The organism is Verrucomicrobiota bacterium, assembly GCA_016200005.1.
Classification (GTDB): Bacteria; Verrucomicrobiota; Verrucomicrobiia; order Limisphaerales; family PALSA-1396; genus PALSA-1396.
This window is the reverse complement of sequence record JACQFP010000078.1, coordinates 20,424-41,717: the sequence shown is the minus strand read 5'-3', so window position 1 is coordinate 41,717 and position 21,294 is coordinate 20,424. Positions and strand designations below refer to the sequence as shown.

Genomic DNA, 21,294 nt, shown 5'->3' with positions numbered 1-21,294 from the left:
GCGCCTCGCGCGTTGTCGAAGCCGCCCCGGCTTCGACTTTTCCCGAACGCGAGGCGCGTTCGGGTGCGCCCGGGGCGGGCGCGCTCCCCATTGCAACCGGGACGCCCATGCGCTTCATCTCCTCCAACTCGCGCACGATGATTTTCTCCACGCACTCGGGCGTGATCGGCTCGATGTAAGTGCGGTCGGCGAACTCCGGGTCGGTCATGATGGTGGCCGGATTGGAGTTGACGAGGACGACGCGGTAGCCTTCTTCCTTGAGGGCTTTGCAGGCTTGCGTGCCGGAGTAATCGAACTCGCACGCCTGGCCGATGATGATCGGGCCGGCGCCGATGATGAGGACGCTGTGAATGTCGGTGCGTTTGGGCATCTCGCTGAATTTACGATTTATGATTTACGATTTACGATTCGTAAACACATCGCAAAACGGCGGAGAGTGAAACGGATTTGGCCGCGCTTGTCATTTTCTTTCTCCGCTCCTTTAGTTCACTTTGCGCGTTGCGTTTTTCCGGCAGTGCGGTTTACTGGTCAGACAAACCATGAAATTGCGACTTTATTTCAGCCTGACGCTGTGCGCTGCACTCGCCACCCAAGCTGCTCAATTCAAGTTTCCCACGCAAACCTTCACCGTGCCCGACGGGTTCGAGGTCGAACTGGCTGGGGGCACCAACCTGGCCCCGCGTCCGGTCAGCGCCAGTTTCGATGACCACGGCCGGCTTTACGTGACCGACTCGTCCGGCTCTAACGCAAAGCCGGTTGAACAACTCAAGGACCCGACGGCCCGCGTGCTGTGCCTCGAAGACACGGACTGCGACGGCAAATTCGACAAGGCCACCGTGTTTGCTGACAAAGTGATGTTCCCGCAAGGTTGTCTGTGGCATGACGGCTGGGTTTATGTGGCCGCGCCGCCAAGCATCTGGCGCTTCAAGGACACGAACGGCGACGGCCTCGCCGACGTGCGCGAGGAGTGGTTCAAGGGCGGCACACTCACCGGTTGCGCCAACGACATTCACGGGCCTTACCTTGGCCCGGACGGTTACATCTATTGGACAAAGGGCGCGTTCGCCGAGCAGACCCACAAGCTCGGCAACGGTCGCACATTGAAAGACAAGGCGGCGCACATCTATCGTGCGCGGCCCGATGGCTCAGACCTCGACGTCATCATGACTGGCGGCATGGACAACCCGGTCGAGGTCGCCTTCACACCTGAAGGCGAGACAATCTTCACGAGCACGTTCATTGATTTCAGCCAGCCCGGTTTTCGCGACGGCATTGGTCACGCGGTCTATGGCGCGGTGTTCGGCAAGATTCACGACGTGATCGAAGATGGCCGCGTGAAACGGGCCAGCCCCGAGGTCATGCATCCGTTTTACCAGGCCGGCCCCGCTGCCGAATGTGCGCTCTGCCGTTACGAAAGCGATGTCTTTGGCGTTGGATTTCGCGACAACTTTTTCGCCACGACTTTCAACCTGCGCAGGGTGACGCGACACATCCTCAAGCCGAATGGCGCGACTTACGCGAGCACCGACAGCGATTTCCTCGTGTCCGATGGCGTGGATTTCCATCCGACGGATGTCTTGCCGGACGCCGACGGCAGCCTGCTCGTGGTGGACACCGGCGGCTGGTACAAACTTTGTTGCCCCAGTTCGCAACTCGCGAAGCCGGATGTGTTGGGCGCGATTTACCGGGTGCGAAAATCGGGAGCGCCAAGGTTGACTGGCAAGGGTCGCGCTGCGGCGTATGCAAAGCTGGTCAGGCCACCAACTCTCGACCTGAAAAATCCGTCGGCCGTATTGCAAAAAGCTGTTCTGACTGCACCGCAAAAAAATCGTTCCAAGTTTGTCAGCGTGCTTTCCCGTTACCGCTCAGAGCCGGATGAGCAAAACGCTCATGCGCTACGAGCCGCCGCCGAGGGTTTAGGCCGGATGGGCGACAAGAAATCCGTTCCTTTGATGCTGGATGTGATCGCCGTTTCGGGCAAAGATCGCGTACTCGAACAAGCGTTGATTCGCGCCTTGATTGACATCGACGCCGCCGAACCAACCCGCGCCGGACTGAAATCCGACCAACCGAACGTCCGCCGTGCCGCTCTCATCGCCCTTGATCAGATGGACGGCAGCGACCTGAAACCGACCGAGGTCGTGCCGTTCCTGACCGCGGCCGACGAGCGCATGAGCGGCACAGCGAATTGGATTCTCGGTCGCCACTCCGATTGGGGCGGCGAACTCGCCGGCTGGTTTCGTGAACGTCTCACTGCGCCCGGAATTGCCGATGCCGAACGCAAGGCTTTGAACAGCCAACTCCGCATCGTCACGCGCGCCGAGGCCGGTCAACAGTTGCTTGCCGATTCAGTCACGCAGTCCGGATTCCGTGACGACACGCGCGTCGCAGCTTTGGATGCCATATCCAACGCTGGTTTGAAGCAACCACCGGAGAGCTGGAAGGCGGCGGTGCAGTCGGTTCTTTCGGGAAACGACTCCGCCTCGAAACCGTCCGCCGTTCGCGCCGCCCGCACCTTGAACAGCGACACAAACATCGTCGCGGCGCTGAGGGCGATTGGTCACGAAACCAAACAAGCCGGTCAACTTCGACTGGACGCGCTCGTGGCATTGCCGGCCGGCGCTTCGCTCGACACCATTGAATTTGATTTCCTGCGCGCCAGCCTTGCCGCCGACAACGCGCCGACCACTCGCAGCGCTGCGGCGGGCGTGCTCGGGCATTCGAGGATCGAGGCGGAACAGCTTGCGGCGCTCACCGACAACTTGAAGTCCGCCGGGCCGCTGGAATTGAACAAACTGTGCGAGGCCTTCGACGGCGGTGGTGATGACGCGCTGGGAACAAAGTTCGTCGCCTCGTTGCGCGAATCGAAGAGTGCGAAGGGACTGATCCCCAGCCAGCTCAGACCACACTTCGCGAAATTCCCCGAAGCCACGCAAAAGGACGCCGAGGAGTATTTCGCGACGCTCGACGTGGATGCCACGAAGCAGGCCGCCCACCTCGAAGAATTGCTCAACGAGTTGAAGACGCTTAACGGCGACATCCGGCGCGGACAGTTGGTGTTCAACAGCACCAAGACCGCCTGCCTCACCTGCCATGAGATCGGTTATGTCGGCGGCCACGTGGGCCCGAGTCTCGGCAACATTGGCAAGATCCGCACCGAACGAGATTTGCTCGAAGCCGTGATCTATCCAAGCGCCAGTTTCGTGCGCAGCTTCGAACCGGTGGTCGTCGTCAATAAAGCGGGGGATAGCTTCAGCGGCGTGCTGCGCAAAGACGGGGCTGACGAAGTCGTGCTCGCGACCGGGCCGGACACCGAGGCGCGCATCGCTCGGGCCGACATCGCCGACATCCGACCGGGGACGATCTCGGTGATGCCGCAGGGTCTCGACGCGCAACTGAGCAAGCAGGAAGTTGCCGACCTGATCACGTTCTTGAAGTCGATGAAGTGACTACTTAACCGCGGAATGATTCCGGGGCAAACGCAGACCTTGCAGGCTTGGATCCGTGCGCCGACGACCCGCAGTACGTGGAGTTACGATTGCGGGCGGAGATCTATGAACCGGGTGATTCGCGCGACGTGAACATTTCGATTGAGAAATTTCTCGGACGACCCCGCTCCATCGAGCCGTTCCTCAAACAAATTGGAATTGGGAAGAGCGAATGACCCGGCGGCAAAGAAGGTGACAAGGGTTGAACCGACCGTTGACGTCCGGCAGGAAAGTGACAATGTAGAAGCGACATGAAAGTTCTGATTCTATTCATTGGATGGTGCATCTTGTTCGTGTTGTCCTGGCCGGTGGCGCTGCTGGCATTGATTCTCTTGCCGCTGGTCTGGCTGGTCTCGTTGCCGTTGCGTCTCATTGGCATCACGGTAGGCGCACTGTTCGCCGTGATTCGAGCCGTTTTGTTTCTCCCCGCTCGGTTGCTCGCGGGCAGGAAATGCGTATATCGTGCCCGATGAATTTGAGTTTGGCGCACGATGGATGATCGCAAGTAACGTCGCGGGCAAACCGATAATGCGACAATTCAACACCATCTATGCGTCAACCGAAACGACACATCATGGAAGCAATCGTCGGTCTTTTACTGGTATGACTCGAGTCGTAGTGCAGATGTATTGCAAATTCACGAGCTAGGGATTATGGACACGACTCCCACACATCCGTATTACCGTTCGCTCCGCATTTTGTTTTGCTTGTTCGAGACGCTGCTCATTGCTTGCGTAGTTGTGCTCGCTTCGACAGATCCGCGCAGAAGGTTGCCAATAAGCGAAGCAGCAGGAGTTACGGTTTGGTTTTCATTCATTGGCTTGTTTATAGTGTCTTTTCTTTTGAGAAGAGTTGCGCGCTGGTTGGCAGTGGTTGGTTGGATTACTTTATTTGGAGGATTTTGGTATCTTACGCTTACGCCCGTGGTTTGATTTTATGCTAACCGGAGCGCTGCGGCTAACTCAGCACATGCCCTCCCTCCCGTCGAGCTTGACTCTCCATTCAAAGTCCCAAGTATGAGAGGGGACACATGAATAATCTCAAGCATGTCCTGGACTTTGGCTGGCCCTATCTCCGGCGCTACTGGCGCCGGCTCACGATCGGAATTCTGTGTGGCATGGTGTTCGGGCTTGCCAATGGCAGTTTCATCTGGGCAGTCCGCACGCTGACGGACCGTTTGACGCCCCGCGTGGAACTCACGGGGCAGGGTAATCCGGTCGGCGGCAAGGTCCACAAATCAAAGCACGTTCCGTCCGCCTTCCAGGAACAGTTGAAACAAATCAACGCCAAGGTCAACGCCGCGATTGATCCGTGGTTGCCGCTCGCCGGCGGCACCCTGGGTTGGCAACGCGTGCTGGGCGGCTTGTTGTTTCTGCCGCTGCTGGTCTCGGTTCGCAGCATCGCCGATTACTTGAGCGGCTATTGCATGGGTTGGGTCAGCGAACGGGTCATCAACGATTTGCGCGGCGACGTGCTGGAAAAACTCAGCACCCTTTCGCTCGATTACTTCAACCGTTCCACCACCGGCGACATGCTGACCCGGATCAACGTGGATACCATGAACCTGCACCGCGCGTTGCGGGTCGGCTGCGCGGACCTGGTCAAGGAGCCGTTCAGCATCGTGGGGGTTTTTACGGGCATGTTGTTCGTGGACTGGAAACTGACGTTGTTGACGCTCGTCTTTCTTCCGCTCTGTCTCTTCCCGCTGATCGTCCTCGGCAAAAAAACGCGCCGCGCCAGCCGCCTGGGCCGTAAAGCCAATGTTTCCCAGAACAGCATGTTGGTGGAATTGTTGACCGGCATCCGGGTCATCAAGGCGTTCAGTCTGGAAGCCGAGCAACTCCGCCGTTTCCGCGAGTATTCCAAACAACTCATCCACCACGGCATGAAAAGCGTGCAGGCCAAGGAACTGGTCAATCCCCTCATTGAAGTGATCTCCATGCTCGGCCTGGGCATGTTGGTGGTTTACGTCTTTTGGGCGGCGCGGACGGTGCCCGATCTCGTGGCCTTCCTCACCGGGCTGATGATGTTTTTCCTGCCGATAAAAAAACTGGCCGGCATTCACATTCTGTTCGAGCAAGCGTCGGCGGGTGTGGAACGGCTGATCGAAATCAGAAACGAACAGCCGACGGTCAAGGAACCTGTTATTGCGAAACCGCTGTCCCCTTTCAAATCGCAAATCACTTTCGAGAACGTCAGCTTTTCCTACCGACAGGAACCGGTTCTGCGCGACATCGCCCTTGCCATACCGCGCGGTTTCCGGCTCGGCATCGCTGGCGAAAGCGGTTCCGGCAAAAGCACCCTCACGAATCTCATCTTTCGGTTTTACGATCCCACGAGCGGCGCCGTCAAAATCGACGGCCTGAACTTGCGTGAAGTTTCCCTGCTCGATTTGCGCCGGCAGATGGCGCTGGTCAGTCAAGAAATCGTTCTCTTCAACATGACCGTGGCGGAGAATATCGCTTGCGGCAAACCGGATGCCACGCGGGCGGAGATCGAGGCCGCCGCCCGTGCCGCCTACGCGCACGATTTTATCGTGGAAAAGGAGCAGGGCTACGACACGCCCATTGGCGAACGCGGTGTTGAATTGTCGGCCGGCCAGCGACAGCGTATCGCCATCGCCCGGGCGTTCGTGCGCAACGCGCCCATCCTCGTCCTCGATGAAGCGACGGCGTCGCTGGATTCGCAGTCTGAAGCCGAGGTGCAGGCGGCCATTGATCGGCTGGCTGAAAACCGCACGGTGGTTTGTGTGGCTCATCGTCTTTCCACCCTGGCCGCGATGGATCAAATCATCGTCCTGTCGCGTGGTCGCATCATTGAGCAGGGCAGTTTTTCGGAACTCCTGAAGGCGGGCGGAGAATTTGCCGAAATGGCCAATCGACAGGGAATTTTCACACAACCCGCCGGGCAATTGGAGAAAAAGTCTGGCGTGAACTAATTGCCATAAAAGATTTCCGGATGGAAAAGTGAACAGCCCCTCACCCGGCCTTCGGCCACCCTCTCCCCATCGGATGGGGAGAGGGACGGGGTGAGGGGGGTGTCATTCTAAGCGAAGTAAAATTCCGGTCGCGCTTTATTTTCGCGCCAGAAAATCCCCTATGCCAGATGCTGAAGATCGCTGCCTTTGTTTTGGTCAGCTTTTTCGCACGCCGGTGATGATGCTCTTGACATGTTCCAACTCCACCCACTCGTCAGTGCTGAAAATCTTGCGCGCGGCTTCCGCAACTTGAGTCAGTCCAAAAACCGGATGCGCATCGTGGAGCGCGACGCGCGCGCGCGGCTTCAAAAATGGAGCCCAGTCGGTGTAGTCCTCGTAGGCGCGATCGTGATTGCCGTCGATCCAGAGGAAATCAATCTTACGATTCCAGTTTTTGACGACTTCCTGGGAATAGCCTTCGATCAACTCGACATGCTGCGCCAGGCCGCTTTGCTTCAGACGCTGTGCAACCTGGTCGCGCGAGGGTTTGTTCTCCAGACGCACGGCGTGATCGGTGCGCGCCGCTTGCAAATTCAAGTCAGAGGCAAACGGATCGATGGCGTAAATCTTGGAGCCATTCCCCGCGCAACCAGTGGCGAGGTAGCTGGTGGACAACCCACCGTAACAACCAATCTCCACGATGACTGAATTCGCCGGCAACGCCGCCGCCCATTGATAAAGCATGCCGGCTTCAGTGTGCCGGATCATGCCGCCGTACCCGGCCTTGTTGAACCGGTGTCCGTGGAGCAAGCCGGCCAGATTGTGATAAACCGGGCGTGAAAAACCGGCGATGATCTTTGGACCAGAGCGCCGGAAAGCTTTTTCGAAAAATTCAGTGTTGTTCAAATGATCATTACTCCTTTTGGTTCAACCAGCCGACGGCCGGCCCGCTCGTTCAAACACTGCGACGTGCAAGGTGTGAACGAGTGGCAATTGGGCGAAGTCTTTCACAAGCCGGAAGCCGTTGGCCTTGAAGTAGCTCTCCACCTCCGACAACAGCGTCGGATATTTTTTGGACTTTTTGCCGCCGATGCTTGCCGCCAATTTATTGCGCACCGAAGTAATTGATACCGGACTGAAATACGAAAGCACGACGTTCTGCCCTGCCACGCGACAAAGCTCATTCACCACGCGGCGTCGAATATCCCCGTTCGGAAAATGGTGAAACAACCGGAAGCTGACAATCGTGTCGAAATGCCGGTCGGGATAGGTCAGCTTTTCGATGTCCTGTTGCTCCACCGGGCCGGGCAAACCGTTCTGGGTGAAATTTTCCCGGGCGATCTTGACCATCGCTTCGGACAAGTCAGCCGCGGACATCTGGTAACCCAGACCGGCAAGGTGAATCGAAACCCGCGCACCACCGCACGGCGCATCCAGCACGCGGTGCGTTTTGGGAATCAGAGCGAACGCGCGTTCCAAGAGGCGCATCTCGGACGCGTGTTTGCCGGATTTGCGCTGTTGATATTTGCGCGAACGCTCCTCGCTGTATTTGATCCGGCCGGCGTAGGCAGCCTCTTTTCCGCTCATGGTGTTCCTTGCTTAAGATTGGCAACCGTGTCGCGTTGATAATTGAGCGCCGGCGTACTGTCGTCGGAGTCCAACTGGTAGCCCAGTTCGATCATCCGTTTGCCGGCAAGCTGATTAAACAAGCGCAATTCATCCGCGCTCAATTCCTTCCGCCAGCGATGCACGGCCTGGGTGGTCAGCGGCTGGGTGGCGGCGGCGTTGGCAATGAACCGCGTCGGGTCGCGGGACGGCTCGTCTTGGGAGTGATATTCCAACATGGCGGCATGCCACGGTTCGTTGATGAATTCGCAAAGCTGGCGCAGCGTCGGCTCCAAATCCGTCACCAGCTTCTCGTAATGAATTTCCAGATACTGCGGATGACCGCGCCAGCACATTCCGGCCTCGGTGTCGCGCAACCAGCTTTCAATGCAAGGCCGAAGCGGTCGGCGGACGTTGGTCACGACCTGCTGGCCGTTCATCATGCGAAACTTTGGATGCGTGCGAATGGAGCAAACCGCATCCCGCCCGTCGCGCACGAGGTGAATGAATTTCGCCGAAGGAAAATGGCGGAAGATGAAAGGCAGATAGGAAACATTCTGCGGCGTCTTTTCTGCCCAACGGGTTTTGCCGCGGTTCGCGGCGTATTGCGTGAGGAACAACTCGACAAAGTGAGCGTGATCTGTCGCGCGCTCGTGCAATTGCCAAATTTCTTCGACCGGAAAATCGAATCGACGAGAAAGTTTTCCCGGCAGGAATCCGCCGGTCAGCAGACTGGTTTCCGGCCCGCAAGCGATGTGCGGATGGGAGTCCAAAATAACCCGCAGGAGTGTGGTGCCGCTACGTTGCGAACCGCCAATGATGATCGGGGACTGGGTGGAAACGTGGCGCGACGCCCGGCGACGAAGCCAACGGGCGAGGGACGAATTGCTGGTTGCGAGCGTTCTAAACATGGACGTGTGCTTCCGCGCTTTCCGTGAAACGGTAAGATGTTGCGTGTGCCTTCGCAACATGGAAGTTCGCATCGTGGGAAACCACAACCAAAGTAGCGCGGACTTCCAAGTCCGCTGTATCGCGGGCTTCCAAACCCGCAGGCCGCAGAAGTCTCAATGCGCTGCCGACTTGGAAGTCGGCGATACAGCCGGTTTGGAAACCCGCGCTACCGGCAGTCCTTTCCCGTCGAATGGCCGCAACGTCAAGTTGTGCCCCTCACGCGATTGCGAGCACATTGCGGTTGCGCAATCGGCATGAGATTTTTAGGATGCGGCGCAAAACGGAAACCGATTTCCCCAAACAAACTCATGCGGGTTTATCTCAGCACAGTGGTGCGCGGCGCGCCAGCCGGGCAGGCGGGCGAACTCATCGCGCTGGATTGGAAAAGCAAAAAAGTGCTTGGCCGCGCGCCGCTCGCACCAACCAATCCGCCGTTGGACGATCCCAATCCGCGGGGTGGCGGGCGCGGCGGGCGCGGCATCGTGCTGCTGCGGGAGGAATTGTTTGTGGCCACTTATCATTCGCTGCACGGGTTTGATCATGCCTTGCGGCCGACGCGCATCATCACGAACCACAATTTTGCCGGTCTTCACGAGCTGAAACTGGTGGACGACGGGATCTGGGCCAGCTCGACGGCGCTCGGCGCCGTGCTCAAAGTCGGATTTGACGGGCGGGTGCTTCAGTCCTGGTGGGCGCACGAAGACCCGGTGATCCGCGAGAAATTCTCCGCGCTGCCGTTCACCGTGGAGAAGGACAAGGACAACCGCCTGGCTTATCTGAACGGCTTTTCCAAATTGCACCTGAACAACGTGGAAGTGCACAAGGGCCAGGTCTATGTCTGCTTCAACAACCACGGCGCGATCATTCGATTGTTTCCGACGACGGTGATCGCGCACGATCCCGAACTCAAAGGTTGCCACAACGGGCTGGTCACCGATGACGAAGAAGTCTTGCTCAACGACAGCCATCACCACGTCGTGGTCGTGTTTGATCTTCACACCGGCCACGTGAAACGGCGGATCAATCTCGCGGACTTTCCCGAAGTGGCGAGGTTGAAGCACCTCCGGGGCTGCCGCGACATCGGTTGGCGCGCACGCCTGCAGAATTTCGTCATGCGACAGCGCGTGGCACGACCGCTGTTCACGCGCGGGATGTGCCTGCTCGACGCGTCGCGCATTCTTGTCGGCGTGTCACCGGCGACCGTGCTCGAAATCGATTACAAGCAAGGCCGTTTGCTTGACTTATGCCAGTTGTCCAACAGCGCCAATGAATGCATTCACGGGCTGGAAGCGGCGCCCTCGGTGGATTTCCCCTTCCCGATTTCATGAGCCGGGAGATCAACCAACCGGTCAAGCAACGCCGCACGACCGACGAGGCCGCGCGAAATTACGTCCAGAGCCGCGACCCCAAACGCTACAAGCGCACGGCCGAGGAGGAAGGGATTGTTCGTGGTTGGTTGAAACTGCTGCCCAAAAACGCGCTGCTGTTTGATTGCCCGTGCGGCGTGGGTCGCTTCGTCAACACAGCCTTGGAAATGGGTCTGCGCTACGCCGGTGGCGACGTGGCGGTGCCGATGATTCAACAGGCGATGAAAGTTTCCACAGCGCAGCAGGTGATCGGGTTTGCCGCCAGCGACGCCGAGCACCTGCCGCTGGGCAACAACTCGGTTGATTGCGTGATGTTGTGGCGGCTGCTGCATCACATTCCCGATGAAGCGGTGCGCAAGCGGATGTTTCGCGAAGCGGCGCGCGTCAGTCGCGGCATGGTGCTGGTCTCCTTTCACCATCCGCTGAGCTTCACGTTTTTGCGTCGGCTGGTAAACCGGGTCTTCACCAGCGATTGGGAGATCAGCGACATCACGCATTGGCGATTGCGGCGGGAAGCGGCGGAATGCGGCTTGGAAGTGGTGGAAACGAAGAGCTTTGGAAAATTTGTATCGATCAACTGGTTTGCTTATCTGCGGAAGATTGGCAGGTGAGTCGAGGGACGAGCACCTTCCGTCTTCGGATTGCTTTCGGATCTCGGATTCCGAACTTCGGACTTTCCGTATTAGTTTGCCTCGCACAGAACGCGGAAGCCGCGGATGTCGGGAAGATCCGCCGGATCGTCGCCGTCGCGAACCGCGGACTTGATGCTGTACTGCCGCGTGCTCCACCCGCCTCCTTTGTAAACGCGGCAATGACCCTTGGCGGGGCCTTGCGGATCAACCGCCGGTTCGGCTTTGTAGCGGCTGAACCAATCGCTGCACCATTCCCACGAGTTGCCGATCATGTCGTAGAGCCCCCACGGATTCGGCGGATACGTGCCGACCGGCGCGGTGTATTCGAAGCCGTCCATGATCCAGGTCTCGTGGTCCCATTTCAAGCCGGCGACGTTGGCCTTGTTGCCGTCCCAGTAGGCGTCGCCCCAATACAATCTGGTTTCCGTGCCGGCCTTGCAGGCGTATTCCCATTCCGCTTCCGTTGGCAGGCGATACACGCGGCCTTCCTTGGCCGAAAGCCAGCGACAAAATTTCTGCGCCTCCTGCCACGTGACAGGTTCAACCGGATGATTCTCGCCGCCGCGACGGCGTTGATATTTGGGGCGTTTCTTTTTGTGGGCCGGGTCGAACAACTCGTACTCCTTGTTGGAAACTTCAAACGCGCCGAGAAAATATGGCTTGGTCAGAGTTACCCGATGGCCGGGCAGGTTGGGAGTGTGGAGGCGCACAGCCTGTTGCTCGGTCAACCCCATGAGAAAACTCCCGGCTTCGATGCGCACCAGCACGAGGCCGATGGAATTTGTGTAATAGGTGATCGGAACTTTTTTCATGCCGTCTGGCGTGGCCACTCCCGTTTGAACGACCGCGGATTTCCACGCGACTGGCTGTTTCGGCCAGCCCGAACGATCCAGCGGTGGCAGGTCCTGCATACTGGCCACCGGCCCAGGCCAGACATAGCGATCGTGCCAGTTTTTCCAGGCTGCGAAGCCGCCCACCCCAACGAGCAACAGAAAAATCCAAAGCGCAGTGCGAAATTTTCGTTTCATGGAAAAAAGAATTTGATGGGGTGACGTTAGAAGAACCAACTGTGGGATGCAAGGTTGGGCTGGTGCCTGATCTCACGGCAGAACGCGACTCACCGCAACGGGTATATGCGTCCTTTGGATCAACTCGAACGATTGCCACGGCTGCCCAAGATTGTCATTGCCAACCGTCCTTTGCCATTCCACTGTCTATCCAGTCAGCTTTACTCACCATTCTTGGCGTCTTCGCAAGGCTTCTGAGCGAACTTGATTCGGCCAACGCAATGATCATTCGCACATCAACCCATGAAAACGCGCATTCAAAATCTGTTCCTCCTGCCCGCACTGATCGCCGGTCTCGGCTTGATACCGGCGGGCCGGGTGGCGGCGCAGACCTTCACGACGCTGCATAGTTTTACTAACGGTAGTGACGGAGCTTTTCCGTATTTTGGGGGTGTGATCATCTCGGGTAGTACCCTGTATGGGACGACAGCGTATGGTGGGAATAACGGCGGGGGCACGGTGTTCAGAGGCAACACCGATGGCACGGGTTTTACCAACCTCCACAATTTCAACCTCAACTTGAGCAGCGACGCAGCCATTCCCTATTGCGATTTGATTTTGTCGAGCAACACACTTTACGGAACGGCAGGGCATGGTGGCCCCTCGGCCTGGGGTTCGGTGTTCGCCGTCAACACCGATGGCACGGGTTTTACCAACCTGTATGGTTTCACAGCACCCTCTGGTTCTCCTTCAATCAACAGTAATGGAGCTACTCCGGATGCCGGATTGATTTTATCAAGCAACACGCTGTATGGGACGGCGTTTTATGGCGGCAGCGCGGGCAATGGCACGGTGTTCGCCGTCAACACCGATGGCACCGGTTTTACAAACCTGCATAGTTTCACGGCAACCTCGGGTTCGCCTTCTACCAACAGCGACGGAGCTAATCCGCATGCCGGATTGATTTTATCCAGCAATATTCTTTACGGGGTGACATACGGCGGCGGCAGTTTGGGCAATGGCACGGCGTTCGCCATCAACGCCGATGGCACCGGTTTTACAAACCTGCATAATTTTGCTGGCGGCAGTGACGGAGCCAATCCCTATGCCCGATTGATTGCATCGGGCAACACCTTGTATGGTACGGCACAGGCTGGCGGCAGTGCAGGCAATGGAACCGTTTTCAAGTTCAACAAGGATGGCACGGGTTATACGAACCTGCATGTTTTCATTTACATCGACGGCGTCCGTCCTCTCGCCGGATTGATTTTATCGGGTAACACGTTGTATGGCACGACACAGTTTGGCGGCATTCCAGGATTTGGCACAGTGTTCGGCGTCAAAACCGATGGCACGGGTTTTACAAATCTGTATACTTTCACGGAACCCTCTGGTCCGTTTCCTTTTATCAACAGCGACGGGGTGCAACCGGGTGCAGGACTGACTTTGTCGGGCTACACCTTATATGGGACGGCTGGTAATGGCGGCAGTTCGGGCTATGGCACGGTGTTCAGTCTCTCGTTCGCGCCGCAAGTGACATTAATTCCTTCTGGGTCGAGTCTTGTTTTCAAGTGGCCGACCAATGTGGCTGGTTTCGATTACACCGGGTTCACTTTGCAATCCACCACGAACCTTGGTGCATCAGCGTTCTGGACCACCGTTTTGCCCGGCCCTGTCGTCGTGAACGGGCAGAACACCGTGACCAATCCCATCTCCGGCACAAACACGTTTTATCGGTTAAGCCTGTAATCAGAAGAATCAACCAATGAAAACTCGCAAGGGAAAGGAAAGGGGTCGGTTCTTGATATTGGCTACTCGCGGCAGAACTCGCCTTGGCGTTGAACCGCTCGCCCCGTCCGAAAAGCGGTGCTAAAGACACGCGCAGTCCAAACGCTTCGCGACTGCCGGGCGTCCTCGAACCTCGCGAAGCGCCGGGACTGCGGTCGTGTTTACCGCCGCTTTCCTACGTGTTCAGATAGTTTGTCACGACCTCCCTCACCCCGGCCCTCTCCCGACGGAGAGGGAGTGGCTTTCGTCCCTCCGCTCATTGCTCGGTGACTCTCCTGCCGACTCCAGCGCCCAATCTTCCAAAGAACCGGCGAACGATTCACCCTCTCCTTGTGGGAGAGGGCCGGGGTGAGGGCGAGCGTTCCAACCATTCGCGTCTTGATTCCATTCGAGCGACCGGCACGGAGACGCCAAAAAGCTCTCCAGTTTTCCCCGCACCACGCGCGACGGACTACAAGCCAAACCAAAGCCGGACGGCGGAATCGAGTTTCACCAAATCCGTTTCACGCAACTGGCCGAGATGTTTGCGCACCAATGCCCCAGACACGGAGGCCACGGCACGTTTGGCGAATGACGGATGAATCAGGCCCGCCTCGCGCCAGAATTGAATGGGAAACTCTCCGGGCCGCAACGCATCGCCCACCGAAGTCACTGCCACAACCAGCAAATCGTCGGACGGATAATGCGGACTGACGATTACGGCCGGGCGAATTTTGGCCGACGATTGGTCGGAGAAAGGAAACGGCAGCAGTACGACGGCGCCGCGATTATAGGTGGTCGTAGTCGGCATCGAGCGGGTTGTCCCAGATCGCTCGGAACGCGTGTTCGGACAAGCGCGCGAAGTCACCCACCAAACCATTCTCCATGTCGTCTGCGTCCGGCGCGATGACTTTGACCTTGGAGTTGGGTTTCAAGCTGGCCGGTTCGTCCAGCACAATGAACTTGCCGTCAAAATGCGCGTTTAGCGTTCTCACGGTTGCACCTTAGCTTTTATCCGTTTGGTTCTCAAGCGGCAAATTGTTCACGGTCGCTAGTGGCAAGTCGCCGAGAAGCGAAAAGATCTTCTCCAGTTTTCGCTGCGCCTTGGCGTGTTGGCGACTTTGCGTTGAATTCCGCCCCCTCAAAGCGCCAGAGGGCTGGCGCACTCCGCGATGCTTCGCGAGGTTTAGAGATCGTTGAAAAACGCGCCAGCGTCTTGGACTGCGGTTGCCCTTTACCGCTTTTCACCGCTGCGCCAGTCTTCCTCACCGATTCTTTTCCGTGTCTTCGCGCAAAGCCAGCGGTGAAGGTTGTTCCACTTCCGCTGCCGAACCACAAGTGAGAGAAGCTGTAGCGGCAAGGCGCTTTGGCCGGGATCATCGCCCGTGCCGCGCACCCTCAGGCCAGAATCGCTTTGACAACTTCGCCGCTGACGTCGGTCAATCGGAAGTCGCGGCCTTGAAAGCGGTAGGTCAGTTTTTCGTGGTCGATGCCGAAGAGGTGCAACATCGTCGCGTGCAGGTCGTGTACATGCACCGGGTTTTCCACGGCGCTGTAACCAAGTTCGTCGGTGTTGCCGTAACTCATGCCGCCCTTGATGCCGGCGCCGGCCAGCCAGAGGGAAAATCCCTTGATGTGGTGGTCGCGTCCGTCGCCCTGGGCCATCGGTGTGCGACCGAATTCGCCGCCCCAGACGATCAGTGTGTCGTCCAACATGCCGCGCTCTTTCAGGTCTTTGACCAGCGCGGCGGTGGCTTTGTCCACGAGACCGGCAGTGGTCTTGACACCGTTTTTGACGCCGCCGTGATGGTCCCAGCCGCGATGATAAAGCTGGACGAAGCGCACGCCGCGTTCGGCAAGCCGCCGCGCCAGCAGACAGTTGGCGGCGAATGAACCGTCGCCGCCCTTGGTGCCGTACATTTCGAGAATGTGCGCCGGTTCGTCCGAAACATCCATCAAGCCCGGCACGCTGGTCTGCATTCGGAAAGCCATTTCGTACTGGCTGATGCGCGTGGTGATCTCCGGGTCGTGCGCCGATTCATTGAACAGACCGTTCATGGAGTTCACAGTGTCGATGATCTCCTTTTGTCCGTCCAGCGAGACGCCGTCGGGTCGTCCGACGTAATTCACGGGTTCGCCCTTGGAATGAAATTGAACTCCCTGAAAGCGGCTGGGGAGAAATCCGCTATGCCATTGACGGGCGGCGACCGGCTGGTCCTGTCCGCCGCCGGAGGAAATCAACACCACGAAGCCGGGCAGATCCTCGCATTCGCTGCCGAGCCCGTAGAGCAGCCAGGATCCCATGCTGGGACGGCCGGAGATGGACGTGCCGGTGTTCATGAATGCCTGGGCAGGATCATGATTGATCTGCTCGGTGTGCATCGAGCGAATGATGCAGATATCATCGGCGATGCTCCCGATGTGCGGCAGGATTCTGGAAATGTGTTGACCGGACTGGCCGAATTTTTCGAACTCGTACTGCGGCCCGAAACAATTCAGCTTCGCCCCTTGCAGTTGGGCGATCTGCTGGCCTTTGGTGTATGATTCGGGCATGGGTTGCCCGTGCATCTCGGCGAGCTTCGATTTGTAGTCGAGGGTTTCGAGATGCGACGGCCCGCCGGCCATCGTGAGGAAGATGATGCGTTTGGCCTTCGGCGCAAAATGCGGTGGGTTCACAACGCCGAGCCATTTGCCTTCTTTGGTTTGCACCTGCTTTCCAGCCGCCCGCGCCAGCGGGTTCAGCAACGATGACAACGCGAGTGTGCCGATGCCCATTGTGGCGCGACCGAGAAAAGTCCGGCGCGAAGCTTGAAGCTGGAGCATTTCAAAAAAGTTCATGGTTGAGGATTGGGTTTGTCACGAACTACAAAAGGAATATCCCCTCACCCTGCCCTCTCCCCATCGGATGGGGAGAGGGTGGTCGCAGGCCGGGTGAGGGGTTAGCGTGAATTTCATTTCAGTCTGCGATTGGCTTAATAGCGCGCGATGGTTTCGTTCAAGTTGAGCATGACGCGGGCGATTGAAGTCCAGGCCGCCAGTTCGGCGACGTTCAGTTCCTTGTTCGCAGGCCATTCGCCAACGCTCACCAGTTTCTCGGCGGAGTCTTTGTCGGCGGCATAGCGGTCGAGCTGTTTGCGATACAGTTCGCTCAACTTGCGCTTTTCTTCGGGGCGCGGTCTGCGATCGAGTGTGTGATCGAAAGTCCAATCGAGGCGGTCATCCACACTTTTGCCGCCGTTGGTGATGATTCTCGCGGCGAAGACGCGCGCCGCTTCGACGTAGGTTGGATCGTTGAGCAAGACCAGCGCCTGCAAGGGAGTGTTCGAGGTGATGCGTTCCACGGTGCATTCTTCGCGCGTGGCAGCGTCGAACGCCACGAGGCTGGGATGCACAAAAGTCCGACACCAGAAAGTGTAGAGACCGCGACGATACTCCGATGCGCCGTGGTCATTGGTGTAGGTGCGCTTGGGAAAATTCAACTGGTCCCAATAGCCGGCGGGTTGATACGGCTTGACGCTTGGCCCGCCGACGTTGTCCGCCAACAGTCCGCTGACGGCGAGGGCATTGTCACGCACCATCTCTGCGTCGAGGCGGAAACGCGACTGGCGCGAGAGCAAACGATTGAAGGGATCGCGCTCGCGGAGTTTCTCATCGGCGTCGGACGATTGGCGGTAGGTGCTGGACATGACCATGAGCTTGATCATGTGTTTGATGTCCCAGCCGCTGTCCATGAATTCCACCGCGAGCCAATCGAGCAACTGAGGATGTTGCGGCCACTCGCCTTGCGCGCCGAAGTCATCGAGCGTTTTAGAAATGCCGGTGCCGAAATAAAGCTTCCAGAGTCGATTGACAAAGACGCGGGCGGTCAACGGATTGTCGCGCGAGATCAGCCACCGCGCCAGGTCCAGTCGCGTGAGTCGCTCGGTTTTGTTTTCGGAGTGCGCGAGGAAGTGCGGCACCGCGGGCGTGACAACGTCGCCGGCGTCGCTCATCCAGTTTCCGCGCGGCAGCACACGCATTTCTCGCGGCTCGACGGCGACGGTGACCAACGACGTCGGAACGGTTTCCCGGAATTCTTCCTTTTGTTTTTTGGTTGAGATCAGTTCTTCGCGAACGGAATCGAGTTCGGGAGCGATGTTGAGGTAGTATTTGGAGAGCGCTTCTGCCTGCTCGGCGCTGCGATCGTCCTTTGGCTTTCGCAGAGTGTCGATCGTCTCATCGGACAACCCGGATACGGTGAGGACGGGGTTTCGCAGCGAGATCAACGCCAGGCGGAAGCGGCCGATGTTGTGGTGTTTGAACTTGGATTCGTGTTTCAGGCGGACGATCAGCGTCGTGTCGGGTCCACCTGCCAGCGGTTTAGCAAAGATGAAGGCAGCCTGGTGATTGGTCGTGCTCGAACCGCCGTCCACCGCCCAGCCGGTATCGCGTTTGCTGTCGATGGCGGCTGCCACCGGGAAATCCTTTTGCGAATAATCGGCGATGGCGGTGGCGATCTTCACGGGTTGGTTCGTGGCGTCTTTGGCTCCGGGCAGTTCAACTTCAAAGCCCGTCAGGACAAAATTACCACCTCCGCGCGACAGGCTTTGGTTGTCGAGACTGGGATCGGTCATCGCCTCCAGCCGGATGGCGGTGATGTGTTCACGGTCGGTGCGCAGCGTGATGGTATAAGTGTCCTTGTCCGGATTCTTGCCGCTGACCAGAACGGAAAGGTCCTCCTGGATCGTCAATGTTGCGCCATTTGTTGAAGCGAGCGTCTCGGGTTTCAACGGCAACCAATCGAGACGGCCCGCGTCAAGGTCGCGGAGGGTTCCGGTTTCCCAGGTGGATTGAGCGGCGTCCAGTTGAGCGGTCGGCGTCACGAGGGTTTTTTCGAGATCAGCGATCAGGGTGTCGAATCGTTTCAGTTCGGCGGTTTGCGCTTCGTTCCCCACGAGGCTGGCTTCCGGTTTTCCGACGCCCTGCTCTTTGATGTCGGCAAAGAACGCTTCGAAACTGTAAAAGTCCTTCGTGCTGTAGGGATCGAACTTGTGATCGTGGCACTCGCAGCAACCCATCGTCGCGGCCATCCAGGCGGTCGAGGTGGTTCGCACGCGATCGGCGGCGTATTTGGCCAGATACTCCTTCGCCTGCGCTCCGCCTTCCTCCGTTGTGCGGTTCAATCGATTGTACGTTGAGGCGATCTTTTGTGTGGTCGTGGCGTTGGGGAGCAGATCGCCGGCGAGCTGCTCGATGGTGAAACGGTCGAACGGCAGGTTTTGGTTGAACGCATCGACCACATAATCGCGGTAGGGATAAACGCTGCGATAATTGTCCGCGTGAAAACCGTCCGTGTCGGCGTAGCGCACCACGTCGAGCCAATACATCGCCATGCGTTCGCCGAAATGCGGCGAGGCGAGCAATCGATCCACCAGTTGTTCGTAAGCCTTGGGAGACTTATCTCCGGCGACGGCGCGGACCGCTTCCGGAGTTGGAGGCAGGCCGGTGAGATCAAAACTCAGGCGGCGAATGAGCGTTCGTCGGTCGGCTTCAGTCGCCGGTTTTAGCTTTTCCTTCTCCAGCCGCGCCAGAATGAACGAATCAATCGGGTTGACGATCCTAGTTTTGTTGGCGGACACTTTTGGCACGTTCGGGCGCTCCGGTTTGATGAACGCCCAGTGCGCCTCCCATGGGGCACCTTGTGCGACCCAGCGTTTCAGCAATTCGACTTCTGGTTTTGAAAGCGGCTTTTTTCCGGAATCGGGCGGCGGCATCACCTCCTCCGGGTTTCGAGAGGTGGTGTGCTTGATCAATGGACTGCTGGCAACGTCGCCCGGGACGATGGCTTTCTTGATCGCCTCATCGCGCAAGTCCAGTCGCAGTTTTCCTTTGCGCGCATTCTTATCCGGCCCGTGACAGGCAAGGCAGCGATCCGACAGAAGCGGCCGGACGTCACGGTTGAACTGCACCTTATCCGGGAGCGCGTTTGGAGTTCTCGCGGCGAGAATCTGCGCGAGCGACAGGCAACTCAAGAGCAATAACAACCGCAATGCAAGGCTCTGTTTCATTCGAGGTGAAATTCCTGACTGCCTTCGACAGCCCGGACTTTTTTGATGTCGTCTTAATTTCACGGGAAACTCTCTGTCACAATTTCCATCCCTTCCGATACTCGTTGCGGATGAACTGGTCGGCTTCCGGACAGTTCCTCGCTTTCATCGTCACCGCGTCCCATTCGATTTTTTTGCCAACGCGCAATGCCAGGTTTCCGAGCAGCACCGTTTCCGTCAACACGGCCGCATAATCGAAGTTGGATAGCGCGGGTGGGCCGCCCTTGCAGGCCAGAATCCATTCCTGATGATGGCCGGGCGAGCGGCGGATGGTCGGCTGCGGTCCTTTGAGATCCGCAAATTTTTCCTTGGGCAGCAACACGAACTTGTCCGCGTGCCAGTCGGGCGCGAAGAGTTTGCCTTTCTCGCCGACGAGCAGCGAACCGTTGGTCGGAATCGGTTGGCCATCAAAAAGGTCTGCGACCGGTTTTTTACCGCCATCGTACCATGTCAGTTTCACTGGCGGGAGACCGCCACGCGCCGGAAATTCGTAGTGAATGATGCTCCATGCTGGCGCCGTCTCGGGGTGCTGCGGCGGGGCTTCCGCTTCGACGCTGATGGGGTAGTTCAGTTTCAACGCCCAGAAAGCGGCGTCGGCATTATGACAGGCCATGTCACCGAGCGCGCCGGTCCCGAAACGCCACCAGCCGCGCCATTGGAAGGGAAGGTAGGCGGGATGGTACGGGCGTTCGGCAGCCGGTCCCTGCCAGAGGTCCCAGTCCAGGCCCGGTGGAACCGGTGGCGTGTCCGGCGGCCGGTCAATGGCCTGTGGCCAGATGGGGCGGTCACTCCACACGTGGACTTCGCGCACTGCGCCGATGACGCCCGCCTGGACGAGCTCAACGGCGCGGCGAGTGCCGTCCATCGCGTGGCCTTGATTGCCCATTTGCGTGGCGACCTGGTATTTCGCGGCAGTCGTCCGCATGAGGCGGGCTTCATAAATGGAATGAGTCAAGGGCTTCTCGCAATAGACGTGTTTGCCCAGTCGCATCGCCGTGATGGCGGCGACGGCATGGGTGTGATCCGGCGTGCTGACGACCACGGCGTCGAGACTCTTCTCTTTTTCCAGCATCACGCGAAAATCCCGATAACGCTTTGCCTCCGGAAATTTACCAAACGAACTTGCGGCGCGACTTTCATCCACGTCGCAGAGGGCAACAATGTTTTCGCTGCTGACTCCCGCCAGGTTGTCGCCGCCCCGACCTCCCGCGCCGATGATGCCGAGGTTGAGTTTGTTGCCGGCAGAAATGTTCTTGGCGATCACCGCGCGTGGCTGGCCAAGCTGGCAGCCGGAAACCACCAGCCCGGAACCAATCACCGTCGAAGCCTTGAGAAACTGGCGACGAGAGAACCGACATCGAGACCTGGACATGAACCCAGATTGAACCCGTCGCGCGGCAATAGTCAAATCAGTAACCATTTGAAAATCGTGGTGATGGGTTGAAGCATGTTCGCAGCAACTCTTTTCGCTTGC

The 21,294-nt window shown here is 58.2% G+C and carries 15 protein-coding genes and 1 pseudogene; 6 read left to right on the top strand and 10 right to left on the bottom strand.

From position 1 onward, the window contains the following. Positions 1 to 127: 127 nt before the first annotated feature. Positions 128 to 370: pseudogene (locus HY298_25020) on the bottom strand (carbamoyl-phosphate synthase subunit L). 169 nt (positions 371 to 539) lie between these two features. On the opposite strand from HY298_25020, the gene HY298_25015 reads away from it, so the two are divergent. The 3 genes from HY298_25015 to HY298_25005 all read left to right on the top strand — a co-directional run bounded on the left by HY298_25015 (position 540) and on the right by HY298_25005 (position 6,426). Further along, a complete protein-coding gene (locus HY298_25015) occupies positions 540 to 3,449 on the top strand; it encodes a c-type cytochrome (protein ID MBI3853522.1) in 2,910 nt (969 codons plus the stop codon). 290 nt (positions 3,450 to 3,739) lie between these two features. Continuing rightward, positions 3,740 to 3,961, top strand: coding sequence for a hypothetical protein (locus HY298_25010; GenBank protein MBI3853521.1), 222 nt, complete (start codon positions 3,740 to 3,742; stop codon positions 3,959 to 3,961). A gap of 557 nt (positions 3,962 to 4,518) precedes the next feature. After that, complete coding sequence (locus HY298_25005) at positions 4,519 to 6,426, top strand: ABC transporter ATP-binding protein (GenBank protein MBI3853520.1); 1,908 nt, start codon at positions 4,519 to 4,521, stop codon at positions 6,424 to 6,426. A gap of 195 nt (positions 6,427 to 6,621) precedes the next feature. On the opposite strand, the gene HY298_25000 is transcribed toward HY298_25005, so the two are convergent. The 3 genes from HY298_25000 to HY298_24990 are packed head-to-tail and all read right to left on the bottom strand — an operon-like array spanning position 6,622 to position 8,921. Next, positions 6,622 to 7,311, bottom strand: coding sequence for a class I SAM-dependent methyltransferase (locus HY298_25000; protein ID MBI3853519.1), 690 nt, complete (start codon positions 7,309 to 7,311; stop codon positions 6,622 to 6,624). Positions 7,312 to 7,332: 21 nt separating this feature from the next. Continuing rightward, positions 7,333 to 7,992, bottom strand: a complete 660-nt coding sequence (locus HY298_24995; GenBank protein MBI3853518.1) for a class I SAM-dependent methyltransferase — start codon at positions 7,990 to 7,992, stop codon at positions 7,333 to 7,335. Further along, positions 7,989 to 8,921, bottom strand: coding sequence for a sulfotransferase (locus tag HY298_24990; GenBank protein MBI3853517.1), 933 nt, complete (start codon positions 8,919 to 8,921; stop codon positions 7,989 to 7,991). The genes HY298_24995 and HY298_24990 overlap by 4 nt, the downstream gene beginning before the upstream one ends. 348 nt (positions 8,922 to 9,269) lie before the next feature. Between HY298_24990 and HY298_24985 the strand changes: the two genes are divergently transcribed. Both HY298_24985 and HY298_24980 read left to right on the top strand, forming a co-directional pair. Next, complete coding sequence (locus HY298_24985) at positions 9,270 to 10,289, top strand: hypothetical protein (GenBank protein ID MBI3853516.1); 1,020 nt, start codon at positions 9,270 to 9,272, stop codon at positions 10,287 to 10,289. Further along, positions 10,286 to 10,939, top strand: coding sequence for a class I SAM-dependent methyltransferase (locus HY298_24980; protein MBI3853515.1), 654 nt, complete (start codon positions 10,286 to 10,288; stop codon positions 10,937 to 10,939). The genes HY298_24985 and HY298_24980 overlap by 4 nt, the downstream gene beginning before the upstream one ends. 71 nt (positions 10,940 to 11,010) lie before the next feature. Here the strand turns inward: HY298_24980 and HY298_24975 are convergent, their stop codons facing one another. Further along, entirely contained in the window at positions 11,011 to 11,988 is a 978-nt protein-coding gene (locus tag HY298_24975; protein ID MBI3853514.1) for a formylglycine-generating enzyme family protein, read from the bottom strand. A gap of 282 nt (positions 11,989 to 12,270) precedes the next feature. On the opposite strand from HY298_24975, the gene HY298_24970 reads away from it, so the two are divergent. Beyond that, positions 12,271 to 13,716, top strand: a complete 1,446-nt coding sequence (locus HY298_24970) for a hypothetical protein (protein ID MBI3853513.1) — start codon at positions 12,271 to 12,273, stop codon at positions 13,714 to 13,716. Between the two features lie 490 nt (positions 13,717 to 14,206). On the opposite strand, the gene HY298_24965 is transcribed toward HY298_24970, so the two are convergent. The 5 genes from HY298_24965 to HY298_24945 all read right to left on the bottom strand — a co-directional run bounded on the left by HY298_24965 (position 14,207) and on the right by HY298_24945 (position 21,192). After that, a complete protein-coding gene (locus tag HY298_24965; protein MBI3853512.1) occupies positions 14,207 to 14,545 on the bottom strand; it encodes a type II toxin-antitoxin system PemK/MazF family toxin in 339 nt (112 codons plus the stop codon). Then, positions 14,523 to 14,729: a hypothetical protein gene (locus tag HY298_24960; protein MBI3853511.1), complete on the bottom strand. Its 207-nt coding sequence runs from the start codon at positions 14,727 to 14,729 to the stop codon at positions 14,523 to 14,525. Before HY298_24960 ends, HY298_24965 begins: the two co-directional genes overlap by 23 nt. Before the next feature lie 403 nt (positions 14,730 to 15,132). Continuing rightward, positions 15,133 to 16,557 (bottom strand): DUF1501 domain-containing protein, encoded by a 1,425-nt coding sequence (locus HY298_24955; protein ID MBI3853510.1) that lies wholly within the window; start codon positions 16,555 to 16,557, stop codon positions 15,133 to 15,135. 149 nt (positions 16,558 to 16,706) lie between these two features. After that, positions 16,707 to 19,781 carry a PSD1 domain-containing protein gene (locus HY298_24950; GenBank protein MBI3853509.1) on the bottom strand — a complete coding sequence of 1,025 codons (3,075 nt, stop codon included), beginning with the start codon at positions 19,779 to 19,781 and terminating at the stop codon, positions 16,707 to 16,709. Between the two features lie 76 nt (positions 19,782 to 19,857). Further along, positions 19,858 to 21,192 carry a Gfo/Idh/MocA family oxidoreductase gene (locus tag HY298_24945; protein ID MBI3853508.1) on the bottom strand — a complete coding sequence of 445 codons (1,335 nt, stop codon included), beginning with the start codon at positions 21,190 to 21,192 and terminating at the stop codon, positions 19,858 to 19,860. Positions 21,193 to 21,294 lie beyond the last annotated feature (102 nt).

Excerpts from the sequence above, each read along its gene's own strand:
- HY298_25015 (MBI3853522.1), top strand. The coding sequence starts at position 540 with ATGAAATTGCGACTTTATTTCAGCCTGACGCTGTGCGCTGCACTCGCC.
- HY298_25010 (MBI3853521.1), top strand. The coding sequence starts at position 3,740 with ATGAAAGTTCTGATTCTATTCATTGGATGGTGCATCTTGTTCGTGTTG.
- HY298_25005 (MBI3853520.1), top strand. The coding sequence starts at position 4,519 with ATGAATAATCTCAAGCATGTCCTGGACTTTGGCTGGCCCTATCTCCGG.
- HY298_24995 (MBI3853518.1), bottom strand. The coding sequence starts at position 7,992 with ATGAGCGGAAAAGAGGCTGCCTACGCCGGCCGGATCAAATACAGCGAG.
- HY298_24990 (MBI3853517.1), bottom strand. The coding sequence starts at position 8,921 with ATGTTTAGAACGCTCGCAACCAGCAATTCGTCCCTCGCCCGTTGGCTT.
- HY298_24985 (MBI3853516.1), top strand. The coding sequence starts at position 9,270 with ATGCGGGTTTATCTCAGCACAGTGGTGCGCGGCGCGCCAGCCGGGCAG.
- HY298_24980 (MBI3853515.1), top strand. The coding sequence starts at position 10,286 with ATGAGCCGGGAGATCAACCAACCGGTCAAGCAACGCCGCACGACCGAC.
- HY298_24975 (MBI3853514.1), bottom strand. The coding sequence starts at position 11,988 with ATGAAACGAAAATTTCGCACTGCGCTTTGGATTTTTCTGTTGCTCGTT.
- HY298_24970 (MBI3853513.1), top strand. The coding sequence starts at position 12,271 with ATGAAAACGCGCATTCAAAATCTGTTCCTCCTGCCCGCACTGATCGCC.
- HY298_24965 (MBI3853512.1), bottom strand. The coding sequence starts at position 14,545 with ATGCCGACTACGACCACCTATAATCGCGGCGCCGTCGTACTGCTGCCG.
- HY298_24955 (MBI3853510.1), bottom strand. The coding sequence starts at position 16,557 with ATGCTCCAGCTTCAAGCTTCGCGCCGGACTTTTCTCGGTCGCGCCACA.
- HY298_24950 (MBI3853509.1), bottom strand. The coding sequence starts at position 19,781 with ATGAAACAGAGCCTTGCATTGCGGTTGTTATTGCTCTTGAGTTGCCTG.
- HY298_24945 (MBI3853508.1), bottom strand. The coding sequence starts at position 21,192 with ATGTCCAGGTCTCGATGTCGGTTCTCTCGTCGCCAGTTTCTCAAGGCT.